The 19,085-nt window shown below is 71.0% G+C and carries 13 protein-coding genes; 9 read left to right on the forward strand and 4 right to left on the reverse strand.

Annotated elements, in window-relative coordinates; all coding sequences use genetic code 11:
• The first annotated feature begins 66 nt into the window (after positions 1-66).
• Both AB0E24_RS41660 and AB0E24_RS41665 read left to right on the forward strand, forming a co-directional pair.
• On the forward strand, positions 67-1,500 hold the full coding sequence (locus AB0E24_RS41660; protein ID WP_359384941.1) for an FAD-dependent oxidoreductase: 1,434 nt from the start codon (positions 67-69) through the stop codon (positions 1,498-1,500).
• Between the two features lie 164 nt (positions 1,501-1,664).
• Positions 1,665-2,876: a cytochrome P450 gene (locus AB0E24_RS41665; protein WP_359384943.1), complete on the forward strand. Its 1,212-nt coding sequence runs from the start codon at positions 1,665-1,667 to the stop codon at positions 2,874-2,876.
• Between the two features lie 59 nt (positions 2,877-2,935).
• Here AB0E24_RS41665 and AB0E24_RS41670 read toward each other — a convergent pair whose 3' ends face one another.
• The 3 genes from AB0E24_RS41670 to AB0E24_RS41680 all read right to left on the reverse strand — a co-directional run bounded on the left by AB0E24_RS41670 (position 2,936) and on the right by AB0E24_RS41680 (position 6,414).
• Positions 2,936-3,850: a TauD/TfdA dioxygenase family protein gene (locus tag AB0E24_RS41670; protein ID WP_359384945.1), complete on the reverse strand. Its 915-nt coding sequence runs from the start codon at positions 3,848-3,850 to the stop codon at positions 2,936-2,938.
• A 167-nt stretch (positions 3,851-4,017) separates the two neighbouring features.
• Entirely contained in the window at positions 4,018-4,884 is an 867-nt protein-coding gene (locus AB0E24_RS41675; protein ID WP_251772007.1) for a sulfotransferase domain-containing protein, read from the reverse strand.
• 474 nt (positions 4,885-5,358) lie between these two features.
• A complete protein-coding gene (locus AB0E24_RS41680) occupies positions 5,359-6,414 on the reverse strand; it encodes a methyltransferase (protein WP_359384948.1) in 1,056 nt (351 codons plus the stop codon).
• Positions 6,415-6,577: 163 nt separating this feature from the next.
• Between AB0E24_RS41680 and AB0E24_RS41685 the strand changes: the two genes are divergently transcribed.
• The 7 genes from AB0E24_RS41685 to AB0E24_RS41715 all read left to right on the forward strand — a co-directional run bounded on the left by AB0E24_RS41685 (position 6,578) and on the right by AB0E24_RS41715 (position 15,568).
• A complete protein-coding gene (locus AB0E24_RS41685) occupies positions 6,578-7,744 on the forward strand; it encodes a glycine amidinotransferase (protein ID WP_069868567.1) in 1,167 nt (388 codons plus the stop codon).
• A 379-nt stretch (positions 7,745-8,123) separates the two neighbouring features.
• A complete protein-coding gene (locus AB0E24_RS41690; RefSeq protein ID WP_359384951.1) occupies positions 8,124-8,963 on the forward strand; it encodes a thioesterase II family protein in 840 nt (279 codons plus the stop codon).
• The gene (locus AB0E24_RS41695) at positions 8,935-9,291 is read left to right on the forward strand and encodes a hypothetical protein (protein WP_359384953.1); all 357 of its coding nucleotides are present in this window, start codon (positions 8,935-8,937) and stop codon (positions 9,289-9,291) included. Before AB0E24_RS41690 ends, AB0E24_RS41695 begins: the two co-directional genes overlap by 29 nt.
• Positions 9,288-10,916, forward strand: a complete 1,629-nt coding sequence (locus AB0E24_RS41700) for a condensation domain-containing protein (protein WP_359384955.1) — start codon at positions 9,288-9,290, stop codon at positions 10,914-10,916. The genes AB0E24_RS41695 and AB0E24_RS41700 overlap by 4 nt, the downstream gene beginning before the upstream one ends.
• Positions 10,907-12,418, forward strand: a complete 1,512-nt coding sequence (locus AB0E24_RS41705; RefSeq protein WP_359384957.1) for an argininosuccinate lyase — start codon at positions 10,907-10,909, stop codon at positions 12,416-12,418. Before AB0E24_RS41700 ends, AB0E24_RS41705 begins: the two co-directional genes overlap by 10 nt.
• Entirely contained in the window at positions 12,415-13,347 is a 933-nt protein-coding gene (locus AB0E24_RS41710; protein ID WP_099016246.1) for a GHMP family kinase ATP-binding protein, read from the forward strand. The genes AB0E24_RS41705 and AB0E24_RS41710 overlap by 4 nt, the downstream gene beginning before the upstream one ends.
• Positions 13,337-15,568, forward strand: coding sequence for a pyridoxal-phosphate dependent enzyme (locus tag AB0E24_RS41715; RefSeq protein WP_206334270.1), 2,232 nt, complete (start codon positions 13,337-13,339; stop codon positions 15,566-15,568). Before AB0E24_RS41710 ends, AB0E24_RS41715 begins: the two co-directional genes overlap by 11 nt.
• Positions 15,569-15,665: 97 nt before the next feature.
• Here AB0E24_RS41715 and AB0E24_RS41720 read toward each other — a convergent pair whose 3' ends face one another.
• On the reverse strand, positions 15,666-18,476 hold the full coding sequence (locus AB0E24_RS41720; RefSeq protein ID WP_359384961.1) for a helix-turn-helix transcriptional regulator: 2,811 nt from the start codon (positions 18,474-18,476) through the stop codon (positions 15,666-15,668).
• Positions 18,477-19,085: the final 609 nt, after the last annotated feature.

Genomic DNA, 19,085 nt, shown 5'->3' on the forward strand with positions numbered 1-19,085 from the left:
GACGGCGACCACCACACCGGTCGGCGCCGCCGACCGGGTTCCCTGCGCGCGGAAGGTCCATCCCTCATGACACATCCCACCGACGGCAAGGTCTATGACGTCATGGTCGCCGGGGGTGGCCCCGCCGGTTCGTCCGTGGCGGCGTTCGCGGCCATGCAGGGCCACCGGGTCCTGCTGCTGGAGAAGGAGGAGTTTCCCCGGTACCAGATCGGCGAGTCCCTGCTGCCGTCCACGGTGCACGGGATCTGCGGTCTGCTCGGCGTCACGGAGGAACTGGAGAGCGCCGGGTTCGTGCGCAAGCGCGGCGGCACCTTCCGCTGGGGCTCCAACTCCGAGCCCTGGTCCTTCGACTTCGCGCTCTCCGAGAAGTTCGCCGGTCCGACCTCCTACGCCTACCAGGTCGAACGCGCGAAGTTCGACCAGCTGCTCCTCGACAACGCCCGCCGCAAGGGCGTCGAGGTGCGCGAACGGTGTGCGGTGCGCGACGTCCTGGAGGACGACGGCCGGGTCCGCGGTGTCCGGTACACCGACCCGGACGGTGCCGAGCGCGAGGTGCACGCCCAGTTCGTGGTGGACGCCACCGGCAACCAGAGCCGGCTTCAGCGCTACATCGGCGGACAGCGCCGCTACTCGGACTTCTTCCAGAACATCGCGCTGTTCGGCTACTTCGAGGGCGGCCGGCGGCTGCCCTCGCCCAACAGCGGGAACATCACCTGTGTGGCCTTCCCCTCGGGCTGGTTCTGGTACATCCCGCTGAGCGACACCCTCACCTCGGTCGGCGCCGTGGTCCGCAAGGAGTGCGCGGACCAGGTGCGCGGCGACCGGGCCGAGGCCCTTTCCGCGCTGATCGCGGACTGCCCGCTGATCGCCGACTACCTCTCCGACGCCCGGCGGGTGACCAGCGGCCGGTACGGCGAGGTCCGCGTCCGCAAGGACTGGTCCTACCTCCACGACACCTTCTGGCAGCCGGGCATGGCCCTCGTCGGCGACTCCGTGGGCTTCATCGACCCGCTGTTCTCCTCCGGCGTCCATATGGCGACCTACAGTGCCCTGCTGGCCGCCCGCTCCCTCAACACCGCGCTCCGCGGCGACCTGGGGGAGCGCGAGTGCTTCGCGGAGTACGAGGCCCGGTACCGCAAGGAGTACCAGTCGTTCCACGACTTCCTCGTCAACTTCTACGACGTCAACCGCGATGAGCAGCAGTACTTCGAGGTGGCCAGGCGCGTCACCCGGGACACCGCGCCCGGCGCCGGGGCGTTCGTCGGGCTGGTCGGCGGCGGCGCCTCGGACGAGGCGGCGCTGACCTCCGAGTCCTACCGCGACAAGCGCAAGAAGGACCTTCTCGACCAGTCCCGGGCCGTCCACCACGAGGGTCACCGCATCCAGCTCCAGGCGGCTTTCGGCGAGGCGGTCGACGACACCCCGCTCACCGCGGACGGCCTGGTCGTCAGCCAGGACGGCATGCACTGGGAGAAGAGCGTGACGTCCTCGACGGTGTGACGCGTTCGCCGGCCGACGGGGGCACCCGGTCCGGCCCGGACCGGGTGCGGTCGGCGGATCCGGAGCGACCCCGGGACGGCCTGCACGTGGGCGGGCCCGTATTCAGCATGCGAGTAGCTTTCGAGCATCGTCACGTAGATGCCGTCGCGAGATGAGGTTTGGCCATGGATGAATGCCCGCACACCGTCACCACGATGCCGACGGCGCGGCAGCCCGGCCGCCCCTTCGACCCGCCGGCGGAGCTGCTCGACGCCCGACGGCACGGCCCCATCAGCCGCTATATCTTCCCCGGTGGAAAACCCGGCTGGCTGCTCACCGGATACGACCTGATCAAGTCGGTCCTGGCCGATTCGAGGTTCAGCTCACGCCAGGAGCTCATGCTCCACCCGACCATCGACTACACGGACGCCGAGGTCTCCCCGGCGCCGCCCGGCGAGTTCCTCTTCATGGACGACCCCCGGCACAGCCGTTATCGGAAACCGCTGATGGGGAAGTTCACCGTACGGCGGATGCGACTGCTCACCGAGCGGGTCGAGCAGATCACCGCCGACCACCTGGACGCCATGGAGAAGGCCGGGCCTCCGACGGACCTGGTGACCGCGTTCGCCAAGCCCATCCCCGCCATCATGATGTGTGAGCTGCTGGGGGTGGAGCACCGGGACCGGGACTCCTTCCGGGAGCAGATCGACGCGTTCAGGGACGTGGAGGCCGACGGCGAGGATGTGATGGCGGCCTATACGGCGACTCGGAACCACCTCGCGGAGTTGGTGGCCGCCAAGCGCGCGCACCCCACCGACGATGTGCTCAGCGACCTCACCGACAGCGATCTGGACGATGAGGAGCTGAAGGGCATGGCCCTGTTTCTGCTGGCGGCCGGGCTCGACACCACCATGCATATGCTGGCGCTCGGCACCTTCGCGCTGCTGCGCAACCCGGATCAGCTGGCCGCGCTGCGCGCCGACCCCACGCTCATCGACCGGGCCGTGGAGGAGCTGTTGCGGTATCTGAGCGTCGGCAAGACGTTCATGCGGACCGCGCTGGAGGACGTCGAGCTCGGAGGCCGGACCATCAAGGCCGGCTCGCCGGTGATCCTGTCGTACAACACCGCCAACCGCGACCCCGAGCGCTTCCCCGACCCCCATGTGCTCGACCTTCACCGGCAGGACGGCGGGCACCTGGCCTTCGGCCATGGTGTCCACCAGTGCCTGGGCCAGCAACTGGCCCGCGTGGAGATGCGTGTCGCCTTCCCCGCGCTCCTCGACCGCTTCCCCACACTGCGCCTTGCCATACCGGCCGAAGAGGTCCCCCTCCGCCCGGAGGCGGAGATCGCGGACGTCTATGGAGTGAAGAGTCTCCCGGTCACCTGGGACGCGTGACCGGCCACGACGGTGCCGCGGACGATCGGCGGCAGGTCAGGGTACTTCCGGCGGAGCGCTCAGTAGCCGACGCGGGCGTTGATGCGGCGCGGGTAGTACCGTTCGTCGCCGATCTGCTCATAGTCGGGCTTGCGCGGGGTGTCGCTCGTGGGCAGGTCCCCGGAGACGACGACGCGCTGGCCGCGGCGGTATTCCTGGTAGTCGTTGATGGCGACGTGCTGGGTGGCCCGGTTGTCCCAGAGTGCCACGGTGTGCGGGTCCCAGCGATGCCGGCAGGTGAAGCGCGGCTGCTCGGAGTGTTCGAACAGGTGCTGGAGCACGGCGTCGCTCTCGTGCCGGGACAGCTGCGGGATGTGCGAGGTCCACATCCGGGTGACATAGAGCGACCGGCGCCCGGTTACCGGGTGGACCCGCACGACGGGGTGCTCGGCGGACATCTCGACGACCGGCGGTACCTTCAGCACGTGGACGGCGGTGAGGCCCTCGAGCATCTCCTGGAACGTCGGGGACAGAGTCTCGTACGCGAGGTACTGGTTGCTCCACATGGTGTCGCCGCCCGATGGCGGACAGGTGATCAGGTGCAGGATCGCGGCGATGGGCGGATTGGGACTGAAGCTGACGTCGATGTGCCACTCGTCGGCCTTCCCACCCTTGTCGGGCTCGATCAGCGTGACCTCGGGGTAATCCTCCAGCCTGGGCAGGTTCGGGTGGACCTTGACGTCGCCGAAGCGCCTGCCCAGCGCCACGTGCGCCTTCGGGGTCAGGTTCTGCTGGTCCGGGAAGAACAGCACGAGGTGTTCGAGCATGAGCGCGTGGATCCGGTCGAACTGCGCGTCCGTGACCTCGTTCAGATCGATTCCGCGGACCTCGGCGCCGAGGGCGCCGGAGACGAGGCGGATGTCGAGGCCGTCGCCGGAAGCGGAAGCGACGGCCGGAGCGGTGGTGGTGGGCTGCCGGGATGCGGACTGCGTCACAGAGGTGTCTCCTTCATCTGTAGGGGAGCCGAGGTACGAGGGAGGGCGGTGGCGGTGCGGTGGCTCGGCCCCCGGCACCCGGTGGGAGCGCGGACCGGGTGCCGAGCCGACCTGCTGGAACCGGTCCAGCGGGATCATGGGCAGCGGCTGAGGCCCGCCGCCGGAGGTCATCCGAGTGCGCTCGCTCCGCCGCCGTCGGCGGGCGGATCGCGGTGCAGCCAGTCCAGGAACGGCCGCGGAGCGAGGGGTGCGACCCGCTTCCGGTACGCCTCCAGGTCGTCCTCGGTCAGGAGCTCGCGGCCGGCGCCCGAGCGTCCTTCGCGGAAGAATTCCACCGGATCCGTGAGGATTTCCGTGTCCGGCGCCAGCCACTCCGCGCGGGCCTTCATCTCGTCGAACGTCGCGGCCTTCACCAGCTCGGGCCGGACCGCCTCGTCCACCGTGATGCCCAACCACTCGGCCAGCGCGGCCATTTGGCCCGCGAGGTCGGTGCACAGATCGTCGTAGTGCAGGAGCCTGACGTTCGGCTGCGCCCGCCGTTTCCAGGCGTCGAGGGGATGGTGGAGCTCGGCAGCGGCCACGTCCTGTTCCCAGCCGTCGGCCGGATCGGGCTGACACCACTTCAGCAGCCACTCGCGCGGCGGCGGAAGCGTGAGCGAGGAGGGGCTGGAGGACTGTGCGTCCGGGTGGTCCTGGAAGGCGTGCAGCCACTCGGCGCGGGTGCCGGCGGCCTGGTGGTACAGCGACAGTGCCCGGTCGAGAGGGTGCCGGGCGACCACAAGGTAGTTGACGCGCGGGTCGAGCGGTAGACCGTCGAGCGGGACGTGCGTCTTGATGAAGCGGCGGTGTTCCTGCTCGGCGAGTTCCGCGTACACCTTCTCCCGCGGGGTGAACGCTTGGTCCAGCCACGGTGACAGGGCTGACAGCGGCTTCGGGAGATCAGGCGTCTGAAAGATGAGCAGCGCACAGATCATCTGCACCCACGTCGTACCCGACTTCGCCGGGCTGCTGATAACGATGTCACCGGCGCGCACCGGGAAGTCGTCCCAGCGGGCACTGTCTTGTTGCGGCGAACGATACCGGCGCGGTGCTTCCGTCATCATCGCCCCCCGACCCGTGGGAGGACGTCGCTCGGCACCCCTGCGCCACCGTCACAGGTGGCCGGAGGCGGCACGGGGCGACATTTCTTCAGGATCGGGTCTTGGCCACTCATATGACGGCACTCCTCAAATGAGAACGAGAGGCGGCGGATACCGCCCCAACCTGCCGTCGTCGTCGTGGGGAAACATCCACAATCACCACAGTTACGGCCGTACGGCGGTCCCTCCGCCGCGCGGCGAGCGGGAGGACGACCGCACGGCGCCGAGACTGGCGCTGATGACCCGACGACCGGCGACCGGCGACCGAGTGCCGACGATCGGGCCCCGGCGGCCGGCCGTCGCTTCGTCAGACGGGGGCGGCCGGCTCCGACAAGGCGGGTGCCATGGCCATCCTGCGGTCTGCGTCTGTCAACGCTTGACGCCCAGGCTCAGCCCGTGCTCGTACGGCAGCCCGCCGACCGTCCTGACCTCCTCGAACCCGGCCCGGCCGAGCCACCGTTCGTAGTCCCGGGCCGGGTAGGCCATGCCCCGGCCGCTGGCGAGCACGTTGAAGTAGAGCCCAAGCCGGGCGCCGAAGATCCCTTCCGTCTCGTCGTCGGAGACGTTGTAGCCGTAGAGCAGCACCTTCCCGCCCGGCGGCAGCGACGCGTACGCCTTGCCCAGCAGGTGCATGATGCCCTCCTCGTCGAAGATCTCCAGGACATGGCTGAACAGCACCGCGTCCGGACCGTCCGGGAACGGGTCGGTGAAGATGTCGCCCGCGAGGAGGTCCACCCGGTCCGGTCGCCCGGCGGAATGTCCGGCGTCCTGTGCGCCGTCCGCGAGTCGCGACACGCTCGGCATGTCGAACACCGTCGACCGCATCCCCGGATGGCGCGCGACCAGCCGCGCCGACGTGCTGCCGTCGCCACCACCCACGTCCAGGACGTGCCGGACGTCCCCGAACACGGGTTGCTCGATCAGCGCGTCCACCGAGCGGAGCGTGAACGCGGTCATCGCCCGGTGGAAGACCTCCTCCAGCGGTGGATTGTGCGCAAGCCGCTCGTAGAGGGTCGGCTCGTCGCCGGGGTGGATGTGCAGCGCGGTGTTGGTGCCGGCCCGCAACGCCTGCGTCATATGGGCGAACGCCGGATAGTACACCTCCTTCCAGCCGGTCAGGATGTGGCGCCAGCTGTCCGGCCCGTCCGGGGCCAGCAACTCCTCGGCGACGGCGGAATTGTGGTAGCCGCCGTCCCTGCGTTCCAGCAGCCCGGTCGTGCACACCGCCTGTAGCAGGACGCGCAGCTGATGGGCGGGCAGCCCGCTGAAAGCGCGGATCTCCTCCGCCTGGGCCCCCGGTTTCCCGGACAGGAAGGAGAAGACGCGCAGTTCGGCGGCGGTGGTGACGGCATTGAACAGTGCGGGTGCGTTGACGAGGAAATGGAACCGGTCGAGAACCGGGTCGTCTTCATGCTCGTTCTTCATGACCCTCCGCATGGTGGTGGTTTTCGCAAAGCCCTTCGGCTTCATACCAGGAAAAGCCGGGGCGGAGACTCATCCAGGTCCGTAACTGCGGTGAGTACTGGTGCGGTGGGCCCGCGCTCTCCCGGAGTATCGGGGATACCCCGATGAGTAGGCGGTGCCCTGCGTGCGTTTGAACAGCTTTGACGAATGGTCGCCCTTGCGGGAAGTGGTCGTCGGATCCGCGGAGAACTATGTCTCCCACGAGCGGGAACTCTCCTTCGACCTTTTCTTCCACGACAATCTCATGCACGACAATGCCGAACAGCGGGGATCCGGACGGTCCGAGTGGTACTACCCTCGGCTGACCGCCCGCCGTGGCGAATCCGGCCGGTGGCACACGCCGGTGGCCCGACGGTACGTGGACGAGCTGAACGAGGACCTGGAAGGGCTCGCCGACACCCTGCGCTCCCTCGGCGTCACCGTCCACCGGCCGCTCACGCTGCCCGCGGACACCGCGGAGGTCACGACCCCCGCCTGGTCCGCGTCCGTCGTCCCGCCGCTGAACGTCCGCGACAACACGCTCATCGTCGGCGACGAGATCATCGAGACCTCACCGATGATCCGCTCCCGCTACTTCGAGACACAACTCCTCAAGCCGCTCTTCCAGGACTACTTCCGCCGCGGCGCCCGCTGGACCGTTATGCCGCGCCCGCTCATGACCGATGCCTCCTTCGACCTGTCGTACGCGGGCACCGCGACTGCCGGCGGGCCCACCGAGCCCGTCGAGGACCCGCGGCCCTCACCCTGGGACGTGGGGGTGGAGATGATGTTCGACGCGGCCCAGTGCCTCCGGCTCGGGCGGGACATCGTCGCCAACGTCTCCACCGAGCACCACGCGCTCGCCGTCACCTGGTTGGAGCGCCACCTCGAAGGACGCTTCCGCGTCCACCGGGTGCACAAGCTGAGCGACAGCCATATCGACAGCATGGTGCTGGCCCTGCGCCCCGGTCTGCTGCTGGTCCGCTCCGACGCGGTGGCCGACGCGCTGCCGCCCGCGCTGCGCCGCTGGGACCGGATCGTCGCCCCCACACCCCGGCAGAACAACTTCCCCCGGTACGAGGCCGACGCGCTCATCCTGACCAGCCCCTTCATCGACCTCAACGTGCTGTCCGTCGACTCGGAGACGGTCCTGGTCAACGAGGCCAGCCCGGAACTGGTCCGGACCCTGGAGGACGCGAAGTTCACCGTCGTCCCGGTACGCCATCGGCACCGGCGGCTGTTCGGCGGCGGCTTCCACTGCTTCACCCTCGACACCGTCCGCGACGGCGGACCCGAGGACTACCTCACCTGACCCAGGAACGGCCGGTGTCCCACGTACCAGGCCGTCGCACGGAAAGGGGCCGCGACGTATGGACGAGCATCCGCTGACGCGGTATCAGGAGCAGATCCGGACCGGCCGTGTCGACGGCCGCCGCGAGTGGACCCGCCGCGGGCTGTCGCGAGCCGGTGGGGGCGAGGGCGCGGCCCCGCGCGTGCGTGGAGCGGGGCGTGGCGGAGGCCCCCGAGGACGTCGTCCGGCGTGATCGCGCCTCGGCGTCCTCGTCCTGGCGTGGACCGCCCTGGACGCATTCGCCCTGAGCGCCTGTGACGAGGGGATACCAGCCGGACAACCACGCGCACCCGCCGCATCACGGCCAGCACCGACAAGCCGAAGGGACACCGACCCCGCCATGGCACCGCCCGTCACCCCCGCCAGTCCGTGGTTCCGCAGATTCCACCCGCGTCCGGACGCCGAGGTCGCTCTGGTCTGCCTGCCGCACGCGGGAGGATCCGCGAGCAGCTACTTCTCCCTGTCGGGGCGTCTCTCCGCGAGCGCCGACGTCCTCGCCGTGCAGTACCCGGGGCGCCAGGACCGGCTGCACGAACCGTGCCTGGACAGTGTGCGGGACCTCGCCCGTGGGGTCGCGGCGGACCTGGAACGACTGGTGGCGGGGCGGCCCTTCGCCCTGTTCGGCCACAGCATGGGTGCCGCTGTCGCCTTCGAACTGGCACTTCTCCGCCGGCGCGAGGGCGCCCGCGCGCCCCACACCCTGTTCCTCTCCGGCCGTGGCGCCCCACCGTGCGGCACCGACCGCGGGATCCGCTTCCTCGACGACGACGGCCTGATCGCCGAGGTGCGGCGGCTGGCGGGCACGGACGCCCTCGTCCTCGACGACCCCGACCTGGTCGAGCTGGCCCTGCCGTCGCTGCGCGCGGACTACACGGCCGCCGAGACCTATGACGCCGGACCCGGAGCCGTCGTGCACTGCGACATCGTCGCGCTCACCGGGGACGGCGACGACCATGTCGGGATCGCCGACGCCGAGGACTGGCGCGACCACACCACGGGCGCCTTCGACCTCCGGGTCTTCAACGGTGGCCACTTCTTCCTCGGCGAACATGAGCCGCGGATCGCGGAGATCGTCGGTACCGCCCTGCGCGCGGCGGAACGCCCCCGCCCCGGCGCCCGGGGGCCCGGCGCCCGAGGAAAGGAGGACGACCGTGCGCGTTCGATCCGTGACGCGGGCTGACCGCTCTCACCCGCTGCCGATGGTCCCGCTGGCCCGGTCGCTGTCCGCGGCCGGCCACGAGGCCCAGGCCGCCGGCACCCCCGCCCTCGCCGGCCCCGGTCTGTCGGCCCACGCCGCGCCCGACAGCGGCGGCGTCCTCGCCGCCGACACGGCCGCGGCCCTCGGCGGCCTCACCACCGACCTGCCGCGCGAGGGCGTCCGACGGCTCGGCCACCAGCCCTCGTTCAGGACCGGGGCCGAGCGGCCACGCGCGGAGAACCTCGCCAGGCCGGGTCCGCACGACCTCGCGCCCGTGCCGGAGCGCCGCACCGCGGAGCGCCGCCGATGACGGGACGCGAGCCGGTGGTCACCGGTGGCGGCCGATCCGCCCCCGGCGAAGACCGGCCGCCGCCGGCCTCCTACGCCCAGGAGCGTGCCTGGTTCGCGTCCCGGCTCACCCACGATCCACCGACGTACTGCGTGGTCGAGGAGTTCCCCCTGCACGCGGACATCGCCGCGTCCGACATCCGCGAAGCCCTCGCCCTCCTGACGGCACGCCACGAGCCGCTGCGCACAGGACTCCGCGTCCTCGACGGGCAGGTGACCCAGGATGTGCGCCCTCGAGTGGAACTGCCCGTCGAATGGGTCGACTTGACCGGACTCGACCGCACCGAACAGGAGGAGGCGAGAGACTCCCTGCGCGCCGCGCTGGCACGCCGGCCGTTCGACCTGGAGCGGCCGCCGCTGTGGCGGGCGGCGATCCTCGGGCTGGGGGAGGGGGCGTGGTCGGTGATCCTCGCCGCCCACCACACCGTCTACGACAGCGCCTCCCGCTTCAACGCGCACGCCGAGCTCATCGAGATCTGTGCCGCCGTGGAGGAGGGGCGTGAGCCCAAACTCCCGCACCTGCCGCGCACCTACAGCGATCACGCCAGGCGCGAGCGCGCTCGTCTCACGTCCGCCCGGCGCGCGGAGCTCGCCGCTCATTGGCGCTCCCGCCTCGCCGGGCTGCCACCGGTCCACACATTGCCGCTTGACCGGCCCCGGCCCCCGACTCGCACTTTCCGCGGTGCCGAGGTGCGCGCCCCGCTGCCTGCCGGTGTCCTCGCCGCCATCAACGCCGGTGCACGCCACCACGGCACCCGCCCCGTGGTGCTGCTCCTCGCCGCGTACACCGCCCTGCTGCACCACCACTCCGGCGCCGTGGACATCAGCCTCGGCCTGCCCGTGGCCGGGCGCGCCGAGGCCGAGACACTGCCCATGGTCGGCACCCTGGTCAACATGCGTGTCCTGCGCGTCGACGCCACCGGCGACCCCGACATCACGGTGCTCGTCCGCCGGCTGGACGCCGCCCTCAGCGCCGACGAGCGATACGACATTCCGTTCCAGACCCTCGTCGAACTGCTGCCCGCTCCGCGCCTGCCCGGAGTCCCGCCCCTGTACCAACTCGCCTTCAACCACGCTCCCGCGGGCGATCTGGGAGCGCCCGTGTCCTCCTGCGAGGAGGATCTGCTGCTGGACATCACCGACGACACCCTCCGGATCGTCTACGACGTGGCCCTGTTCGACCGTCCCACCGCCCGGACACTGCTGTCCGACTACCTGCGCCTGCTCCCCGCCGCACTGGACACCCCGGGCATGCGGCTGTCCGGGCTGGGAGCCGTCCTCGGCCTCCGCCGCTCCGCGACGAAGGCGCGCCCCCCGGCCGGACGGCCTGCCGCGGCCGCCCCCCGGACACCGGCCGAGAAGTACGTGGCCGCGGTGTGGGGGGATCTCCTGGACGTGGAGGTCGTCGACGTCCACCAGGACTTCTTCGGCCTCGGGGGCCACTCGCTCCAGGCCCTGCGCCTGTTGTCCCGCATCGCCCCGTACGACCCCGAGGCGACGCTTCGGGCCTTTTTCGCCGACCCGACAGTGGCCGGACTCGCCACCGTATTGCAGCGCATGTGCCCCGGGAGGACGGTATGGCAGTGACCGGCCGGATCGACGGCATCCCCCACGACGTCTGGCACACGGAAGTGCTCGCACCGCAGTTCACCTACGAGGTGAAACATCTCCTCGGCCACTACCTCGCCATCGAGAAGGTCCTCCTTCTGGAATACGTCCGCATGGACCTGGTCGGCGCCGTGGACGCGGCCGCCCTCGGCACCCGGCTCGACACCCTGGGTCCGGACGCCGTACGCGCCGACCCCGAACAGAACATGTCCGATATCTCCTTCGCGGTGGAACGGCACGTCCAGACCGGTGACACCCCTCCCTTCCCCGCCTGGCACGTCGACCGCAGCCGCAACGACCTCCAGGCATGCGCCCAGCTGATGGCCGCCCGCGAGGACCTCGCGGCCGTCGCGGAGGACCTGACCGCGTTCGCACGGGCGGTCCTCGACCTCGCCGGTCGGTACACCGACACCCCCATGCCGGGGTACACCCACGGCCAGGCCGCCCAGATCATCAGCCCCGGCTTCCACCTCGCCGCGCTCGCCGCCGAGACGATCGGCGCGCTGCGCCGCATGCTGCACACCTACGACGAATGCGATGCCTGTCCCCTGGGCGCCGGCACCATGGCCGGGCAGGAACTGCCGTGGGACCGCGCCCGGATGGCCGATCTCCTCGGATTCGCACGTCCTCAGCCGCACGCCCTGGTGGCCGTCGCCTCCCGCACCTGGACCACCCTGATCGCGGGGGACCTCGCTCACTACGCCGTCGTCCTCAGCCGCTTCACCACCGACCTCATGACCTGGGCCGGCAGCGGGTTCGGCTTTCTGGACCTGCCCGACGAACTGGCCGGCATCTCCGCCGCCATGCCGCAGAAGCGCAACTTCCCCGTCCTGGAACGCATCCGCGGCCGCTGTGCCCATGTCGTGGGCCGCGCCACCGACATCGCCTCCGGACAGCGCAACACCCCGTACACCAACACCGTCGAGGTCTCGAAGGAATCCGGCGGCCAGCTGCGGGTCCAGGTCGACACGATGCGCTCCGTGCTGCGCCTGGCCCACGCCGTCGTCGACGGCGCCACCTTCCGCGCCGACCGCATGCGCGCCGCATGTGCCGAGGACCATCTGGGAGGATTCACCCTCGCCAACCGGCTCACCCTCGACCAGGGCATTCCCTGGCGCACGGCCCAGATCATCGCCGGACGGTACGTCAGACACGCCGTGCGCAAGGGCCTGACCTCCGGTGAGCCCGACGCCGCGCTGCTGCGCGACTGTGCCGCCGAGTCCGGCTATGACCTCGACGGCATGGGTGCTATCGGTGATGCCGGCGACCTGCTCACGGCGGCCTTCGACGTCGACCGCGGACTGCACGCCAAGCGGTCGGCGGGCTCCGCCCACCCCGACCGGGTACGAGAGCTGCTCGCCGGGCAGGACACCGAACTCGACGTCCTCGGCTCCGCCTGGGCCGAGCGTGCCGCCCGTCGGGCAGAGGCCACCGGCCGCCTCGGCACCCTGCTCACCGACCTCGGTCAGCGGTCGTCATGACGGAACCGGCACTCGTCGCCCGGCGTGCGGGCGTGGACCTGAACGAGGGCACCGCCGCCGCCTGCGGCACCTTCGGAGAACTGCTCCAGGGCGTCCTGCCCGACGGCACCGACTTCCTGGTCACGTTCCCCATCACCCGCGGCACCCGTGCGTGGTTCCGGTACGACCGGGTCGGCCCGCTGCGGGTCTACCCCACCCACAAGACCAAGTCGCTCCGCCTGGCGCGGAGCATGCTCGACGCCCGGTGCGCGAACGGCGGCGGATCCCTCGTCCTCGACAGCGATCTGCTCATCGGCAAGGGCCTCGCCAGTTCGTCCGCCGACCTCGTCGCGACGGCCCGGGCCGTGGGTACCGTCCTCGGTCTGGACACCTCGCCCGCCACCGTCGAGGACTGGCTGCGTCCCATCGAACCCACGGACGGCGTCATGCACCCCGGGATCGTCGTGTTCGAGCACCGCGCCGTCCGGTTCCGCGCCCGCCTGGGAATCCTGCCGCCCACCACCGTCGTCGCGGTCGACGAGGGCGGCCGGCTCGACACGGTGGCCTACAACCGGCGCGACAGACGGGTCCCGCCCGTGCTGAGAGCCGGGTACGCACACCTTGTCGACGAACTCGCCGCGGCGGTACGCGACAGCGACCTCCAGGGCGTCGGCGCCGTCGCCACCCGCAGCGCCCGGCTCAACCAGCGATGGCTGCCCAAGCACAACCTCGACGCTCTTCTCCGCATGGCCGACGACCTCGGTGCCCTGGGAGTGATGTGCGCCCACAGCGGCACCATGGCCGGGGTCCTGCTGGATGCCACCGCCCCGGGCCACCGCGACACGCTCGCCGCCGTCAAGGCCGCCTGTGCCCGGCTGCCCGGCACCGTGTCCGTCTACCGATCCGCCACCCCATCAGGCGCCTTCCCAGGGAGCACGCATGCGTCATGACACCCTCATCGACGCCATCGGCAACACTCCGGTCGTCCGGTTGCGTATGGATGTCCCGGAGGGCGTGGAGGTCTACGCCAAGCTCGAAATGCACAACCCGTACGCGATGAAGGACCGGGTCGCCCGCCGCATGATCCTCCAGGCCCGCCGCACGGGTGCCCTGACGGACGGGGCGCCCATCGTGGAGAGTTCCTCGGGCACCATGGCGCTCGGCATCGCCCTCGTCGGCACCTACCTGGGCCATCCCGTCCACATCGTCAGCGATCCCCGCATCGACCCCGTCACCCTCGCCAAACTGACGGCGATGGGCTGTACGGTCCACATCGTCGAGGCGATGACGTCCCAGGGATGGCAGAGCGCCCGGCTGGAACGCCTCGCGGAGCTCGTCCAGGACCTGCCCGGCGCCTACTGGCCGCGGCAGTACAGCAACCCGGACAACCCCGCCGCCTACCGCGCCCTCGCCGAAGAGCTCATGGACGACCTGGGGACCGTGGATGTCCTGGTCGGCTCCGTCGGCAGCGGTGGTTCGCTGTGCGGAACCTCCGCCGCGCTCCTCGAGCGGCTCCCGGACCTCAAGGTCGTCGGAGTGGACTGTGTCGGCAGCGTCCTGTTCGGCCAGCCCGACATGGCGACCCGTAAGCAGAGCGGCCTCGGCAACAGCCTGTTCCCCGACAACATCGACTACCGGCTCATCGACGAAGTGCACTGGCTCTCCGACGACGAGGCGTTCGATGCCACCCACGGCCTCGCCCGGGAACAGAAGATCTTCGCCGGCAACACCTCCGGCTCCGTCTACCGAGTCCTGTCCCACCTGGCCGCCCGTGCCGCACCGGGCACCCGTCTGGTCGGCATCATGCCTGACCGTGGCGACCGCTACGCCGATAGCGTCTACCGGCACCAGCCGTCCGGCCCGATCGCCCAGGCACCCGCACGGGTGGCGTTCGGTACGACCGTGACCAGTTGGTCGTACGCGTCCATCCCACGCCACGACCGTCCGGTGCTGGTCTTCCTGGAATCCAACACCACCGGCACGGGAACGCTCGCTCTGCGCACCGCGACCCGGCTCGGCTTCGCACCCGTCCTCCTGACGGCGGACCCCGGCCGCTACGCCGCGTTCGGCACCGCCGGCTGCCCCACCGTCACCTGCGACACCGAAGACCCCACGGCCGTGCTGGACGCGGTACGCGGGGCCGCCGGCGGACGTACCGTCGCCGGTGCCACCACGACCAGCGACTTCTATCTGGAGCACACGGCGCGCCTGGCCGGCTCGCTGGGTCTGCCCGGCCACGCTCCCGCGACGGCGGCCGCCTGCCGGAACAAGGCCCTGACCAGGGCAGCCCTGCGGAACGCGGGTGTGCCCCAGCCCGCACACGCCGTCGTCGCGGACATCGCCGGGGTCCCGGAGGCGGTCGCGCGTGTCGGCGTGCCCTGTGTCGTCAAACCGGTCGACGGATCCGGCTCACAGGACGTGCGGTGGTGCCCGGACGAGGCCACCGCCGTGGAGCACGCCGCCCGCGTCCTCGCCGTCACGGAGAACGTGCGCGGGCAGAAGAGCGCGGGAGAGGCGCTCGTCGAGGAGTTCGTCGGCGGTGCGGAGTACAGCGTGGAGATGTTCTGCACCGGGGGCGAGGCCGTGTGCGTGGGGGTCACCCGGCGGACCATGACCCCGTTGCCCCACTTCGTGGAGACCGGGCACCTCTTTCCGGCAGGTCTGCCAGCGGCGCGGCAGGCCGAACTGGCGGAGGCCGCCCGGCAGGCGCTCAAGGCCGTCGGGTTCGAGCACGGCCCCGCCCACATCGAGATGCGGCTGACCCCGGTGGGACCCGTGGTCATCGAGATCAACGGGCGGCTCGCCGGTGGCATGATCCCCGAGATCGTCCGCGCCGCGACCGGGCTCGACCTCCTCGAACAGCAGGTCCGCGCTGCCACCGGACTGCCGACGTACCTGGAGCCGGCTCGTTCCCGCCAGGCGGGGCTGCGCTTCCTCACCGCGGGGGACGTCGGCCGGCTGGTGGCCATCACGGGAACCGCGGCCGCCGAACGGGTGCCCGGCGTGGTGGCCGTCGTCACCACCGGCACGCCCGGCCGCGCGGTCCGGCCGCCCAGGGACGCCTACGACCGCCTCGGCCACATCATCGCGGTCGGTGACACTCCGCAGGAGGTGGAGGCCACACTGGACACGGCGATGGCGCTGGTGCGGGTGGAGACCACCGCCGGCTGAGCGACGCCGGAGAGCGCGCGGGGGGCACACCCGCCCGTCGGGTGTGCCCCCCCACGCGTGCCGCCACGGCTCACCGCGCCAACCGCCTGTTCGGGCTTCAGGTGTACCCGCTCGCCGAGTTGTCGAGGGCCTCCCGCAAGCTGCGACGTCCCGGAATGCCCAGCTTGCGGTAGCAATTCGTAAGGTGCTTCTCGGTCATCCGGGATGATATGCCCAGCTGCTCCGAGATCTCCGTGTTGCTGCTGCCCTCGGCCGCCAGCCGCGCCACTCTGAGTTCCGCCCGGGTCAGCCGGGATTCCTCCATTTTGGTGCTGGTGTATTCCCTTTCCAGCTTGGCGCCGATTTTCTGCACCATCCAGTCGGCGCCGCATTCCATACCCAGGTCGTAAGCCCGTTTCAAAGTGTCCGTCGACCGTATCCGGCTCGTTTTCTCGTGGCTTCCCAGGGCGTACAGCGCCCGGCACAGCTCATGGCTGTTACTGCCCCTCTCCAGTACGGCGACGGCCTCCTCCAGCACGTGGGCCCCCCGGCGTCCGGGGATGATCCGGCCCAGTGCGACGAGTGCGTGGCCCTCCGCCGCCGGGGTGCCCCACTCACGTGCCCGTTCCACCTCCAGCCGAGCGGCACTCAGCGCCTGGTCGGGCTCGCCGAGGCGGTGATGCATCAGGGCGGCGCACGAGGACCATGGCAGCAGGACGGGGTTGAGCCATCCGATCCGCTCCATCCGCTGGCCGGCCGTGCGGAAGTGGGTGAGGGCACTCCGCGGCTCGTGGCGCCGGGCCGCGAGCAGGCCGCGCGCCATATGCAGCAGCGCGGCCAGATACTGGTTGGTGTGGCCGAGCCGATGACGGGTGAGGAACTCCTCCGCCAACTCCGGCTCTTCGCTGTGCAGCGCGACGATGGCGAGGATGGCGGTGCAGAGCGCGGGCAGACCGCTCGCCTCCGGACCGGCGAGGACATCGGCCCGCAGCATCTCCTGCTTGGCGTCGGCCACATTGCCGACAGCCAGCGCGATCATGGCCTGTTCGGCCCGTATGACCGCCCGCTCCACCTCTCCGCCCTGACGGTGCGCCCGTCGACCGGCCACGCGCAGCCAGTCGGCCATCCCTTCCGTACGCCCCGCGGCGGCCAGGACGTTCACGGCCAGCGGCAGCGTGGTGTGGATGTGCTCCGGGCCCGGCCGCTCCCGCTCCAGCAACTGGGCGCACAAGGCCGCCGATTGACCGGCCGTTGTGCTGTTGGTGACGAACGCGATATGCGCCAGCGAGGCGACCAGCTCCCGTTGACCGGTTGTGCGCAGCGGCGGGCGCGGGCCGAGCTCCCTGAGCCTGCGCATGGCCTCGGGGACATGGGAGGGGTCATGGGCGGCCAGGGCGTGTCTGCGGGCCTCCAGGCGCAGGGCCAGCTCGCTCGTCACAGGGTCGTCCGCGCCCGGTCCGTCCAGGCCATCGGCTATGTCGCGCAGCAACGAGTCGATGGTGAATTCCGCCGGTTCCATCAGCAGCGGGCCCAGCCGTGTCACGGCTGCCGCGCGATCCCGGGCGGTGCCGAGCAGCGGTAGGGCCTCGGCGACGTGGCGCAGCGCGGACATGGTGGCGAAGCTGCGCTCCGCCGACGCCAGATCGGTCAGCAGATCCGTGCGGACGGAGCCGACGGCCGAGCTGTCCAGCAGGGCCTGCCTCAGATAGCGTGCCGCGTCGCGGGGCGCGCCCCAGCGCAGTGCGCTGTCCGCGGCCTCGCGGAGGATGCGGACGGCTTCGGGGGTGTGCGGGGCAGGGGCGGACAGCAGCTGCTCCGCGGCGACTTCGGCCGGATGCCCCGCTCGGTGCAGGAGCTTTGCGGCCATGCTCCGCAGGGCGGTGAGCTCTTCGGTGGGAATGCTGTCCACCAGAGCGTCCCAGAGGAGCGTTCCGCCCGCCCGGGCACCGGACCGCTCGTCGAGGAAGCCCAGGAGCCCCAGCACACGGACCGCCTCCGCGTGCCGGTGCGCGTCCAGCCCGGCGAGCTGGGCCGTGACCGGTAGGTCCACGGTCCGGCCGAGCACGGCCAACGCGTTGGCCGTGCGTCGTACATGATCGGGCTGGGACCGGAGGAAACCGGCCAGGCGCTGGTACAGGTGGTCGGGGCGCAGCGCCCGGACGGCGTCGGCGTTCGCGGCGGTCGGGCTCAGCCCACGGAACCGCACCTCATCCATCACAACCCGCGTCAACAGAGGATTGCCGCCGGACCGCTCATACAGGGCGCCGACGAACTCCTCTTCCGCCGTCGTCTCGAACGCGTCCCTGATCAGGGCCCGTGTGCCGATGGGGCCGAGGGCGGACAGGACGACCGTCCGGTCCGCGGTCCCGAGCAGGTCCTTCATGGCGGGCCGTTCGGCGCGCACGTCGCCCGGCAGTACCGAGAACACGAACAGCAGCCGCCGGTCGTGCCGCCGGGCCACTTCCCGAGCCAGCGCCCGCAACGACTCCGTGTCGGCCATGTGCAGATCGTCCACCAGCACGAGCAGGGCTCTGTCCGCCGACACTGTGTCCAGGAGAGATATCAGGTCCGGCGTGTGCTCGGGCGTGGTGCGGGGCAGCTGCCCGGGGGCCGTTGTTTTCCCACCGGACTTGGCCACCATGGCCGGGGTGGCCCGTGGCCTCGTGGACCTCACCGGGACGCCATGGCGGCCGGAGTCCGCCAATTGGCGCACCACGCCGAGCGCCAAGCCTTCCTCCGCGGCAGACGCCTGGGCTCTGAGGAGCCCGGTCCGCTCCTCCTGCGCCAGCTGGGCGAGAGCTTCCAGGAACGACGATTTGCCCGTGCCCAGCGGGCCTCGGACGACAAGGAGCGATCCGCTTCCGCTTACGGCCTGCCGCAGGGCGGCTGCCGCCTTCGCCAGTTCAGTCCTGCGTTCCAGTAACACCATGCCCTCCTCAATGCGGTAACGCCTGGGCCAGAGGCTTCGGTCGGCTTCTTCGAGGAGGCGCCACCGTCGTTCGGGCGAGGCGGATGGCCGGCGCCGTTTCACCACGGCGGGGATCGGCCTCGCACAGCGAGAACGGGAGCCGACGTCCGGACCTGCCCGGTGGCAGAGGTGGCGTCGGCCGGGACGCTACGGGCGGAAGCGGCCGAGGCTTGCACGCCTCGGCGTCGCGTCATCGACGCCGGTGGAGCTCATCGTCGCGGCCATGGTCCGGTGGTCGCCCAGGCCCATCCGGTCGATGGCGCCAGGAACGGCCTGCCCGCGGCGCTGAACCCGTGTGTACAGCCGCCCGGGCGGTCAGCCACGCCGCTCGTGACCGCGGTGTGGCGGTCAGGCCCGAGACGTCCGCACACCGGGGAAGGCGTCTGGATCACACCATCCCGGCTCTCTTCGATGGTGGGCCGCGGGGTCGCCCCGGTGTGCCCGATGAGCGCTACGGTGGTTCGGCTGGTGGCTGAACCCGTCCGCAACCGCGGCCCCGGTGCCCCTACCGGTAGCGGGGATGACGACTTGGACGGGATTCTGTTGGCTCACGAGTTTCTCGTCTTTCGT

Origin of the sequence: Streptomyces malaysiensis subsp. malaysiensis (assembly GCF_040653035.1) — a bacterium.
GTDB lineage: Bacteria > Actinomycetota > Actinomycetes > Streptomycetales > Streptomycetaceae > Streptomyces > Streptomyces malaysiensis.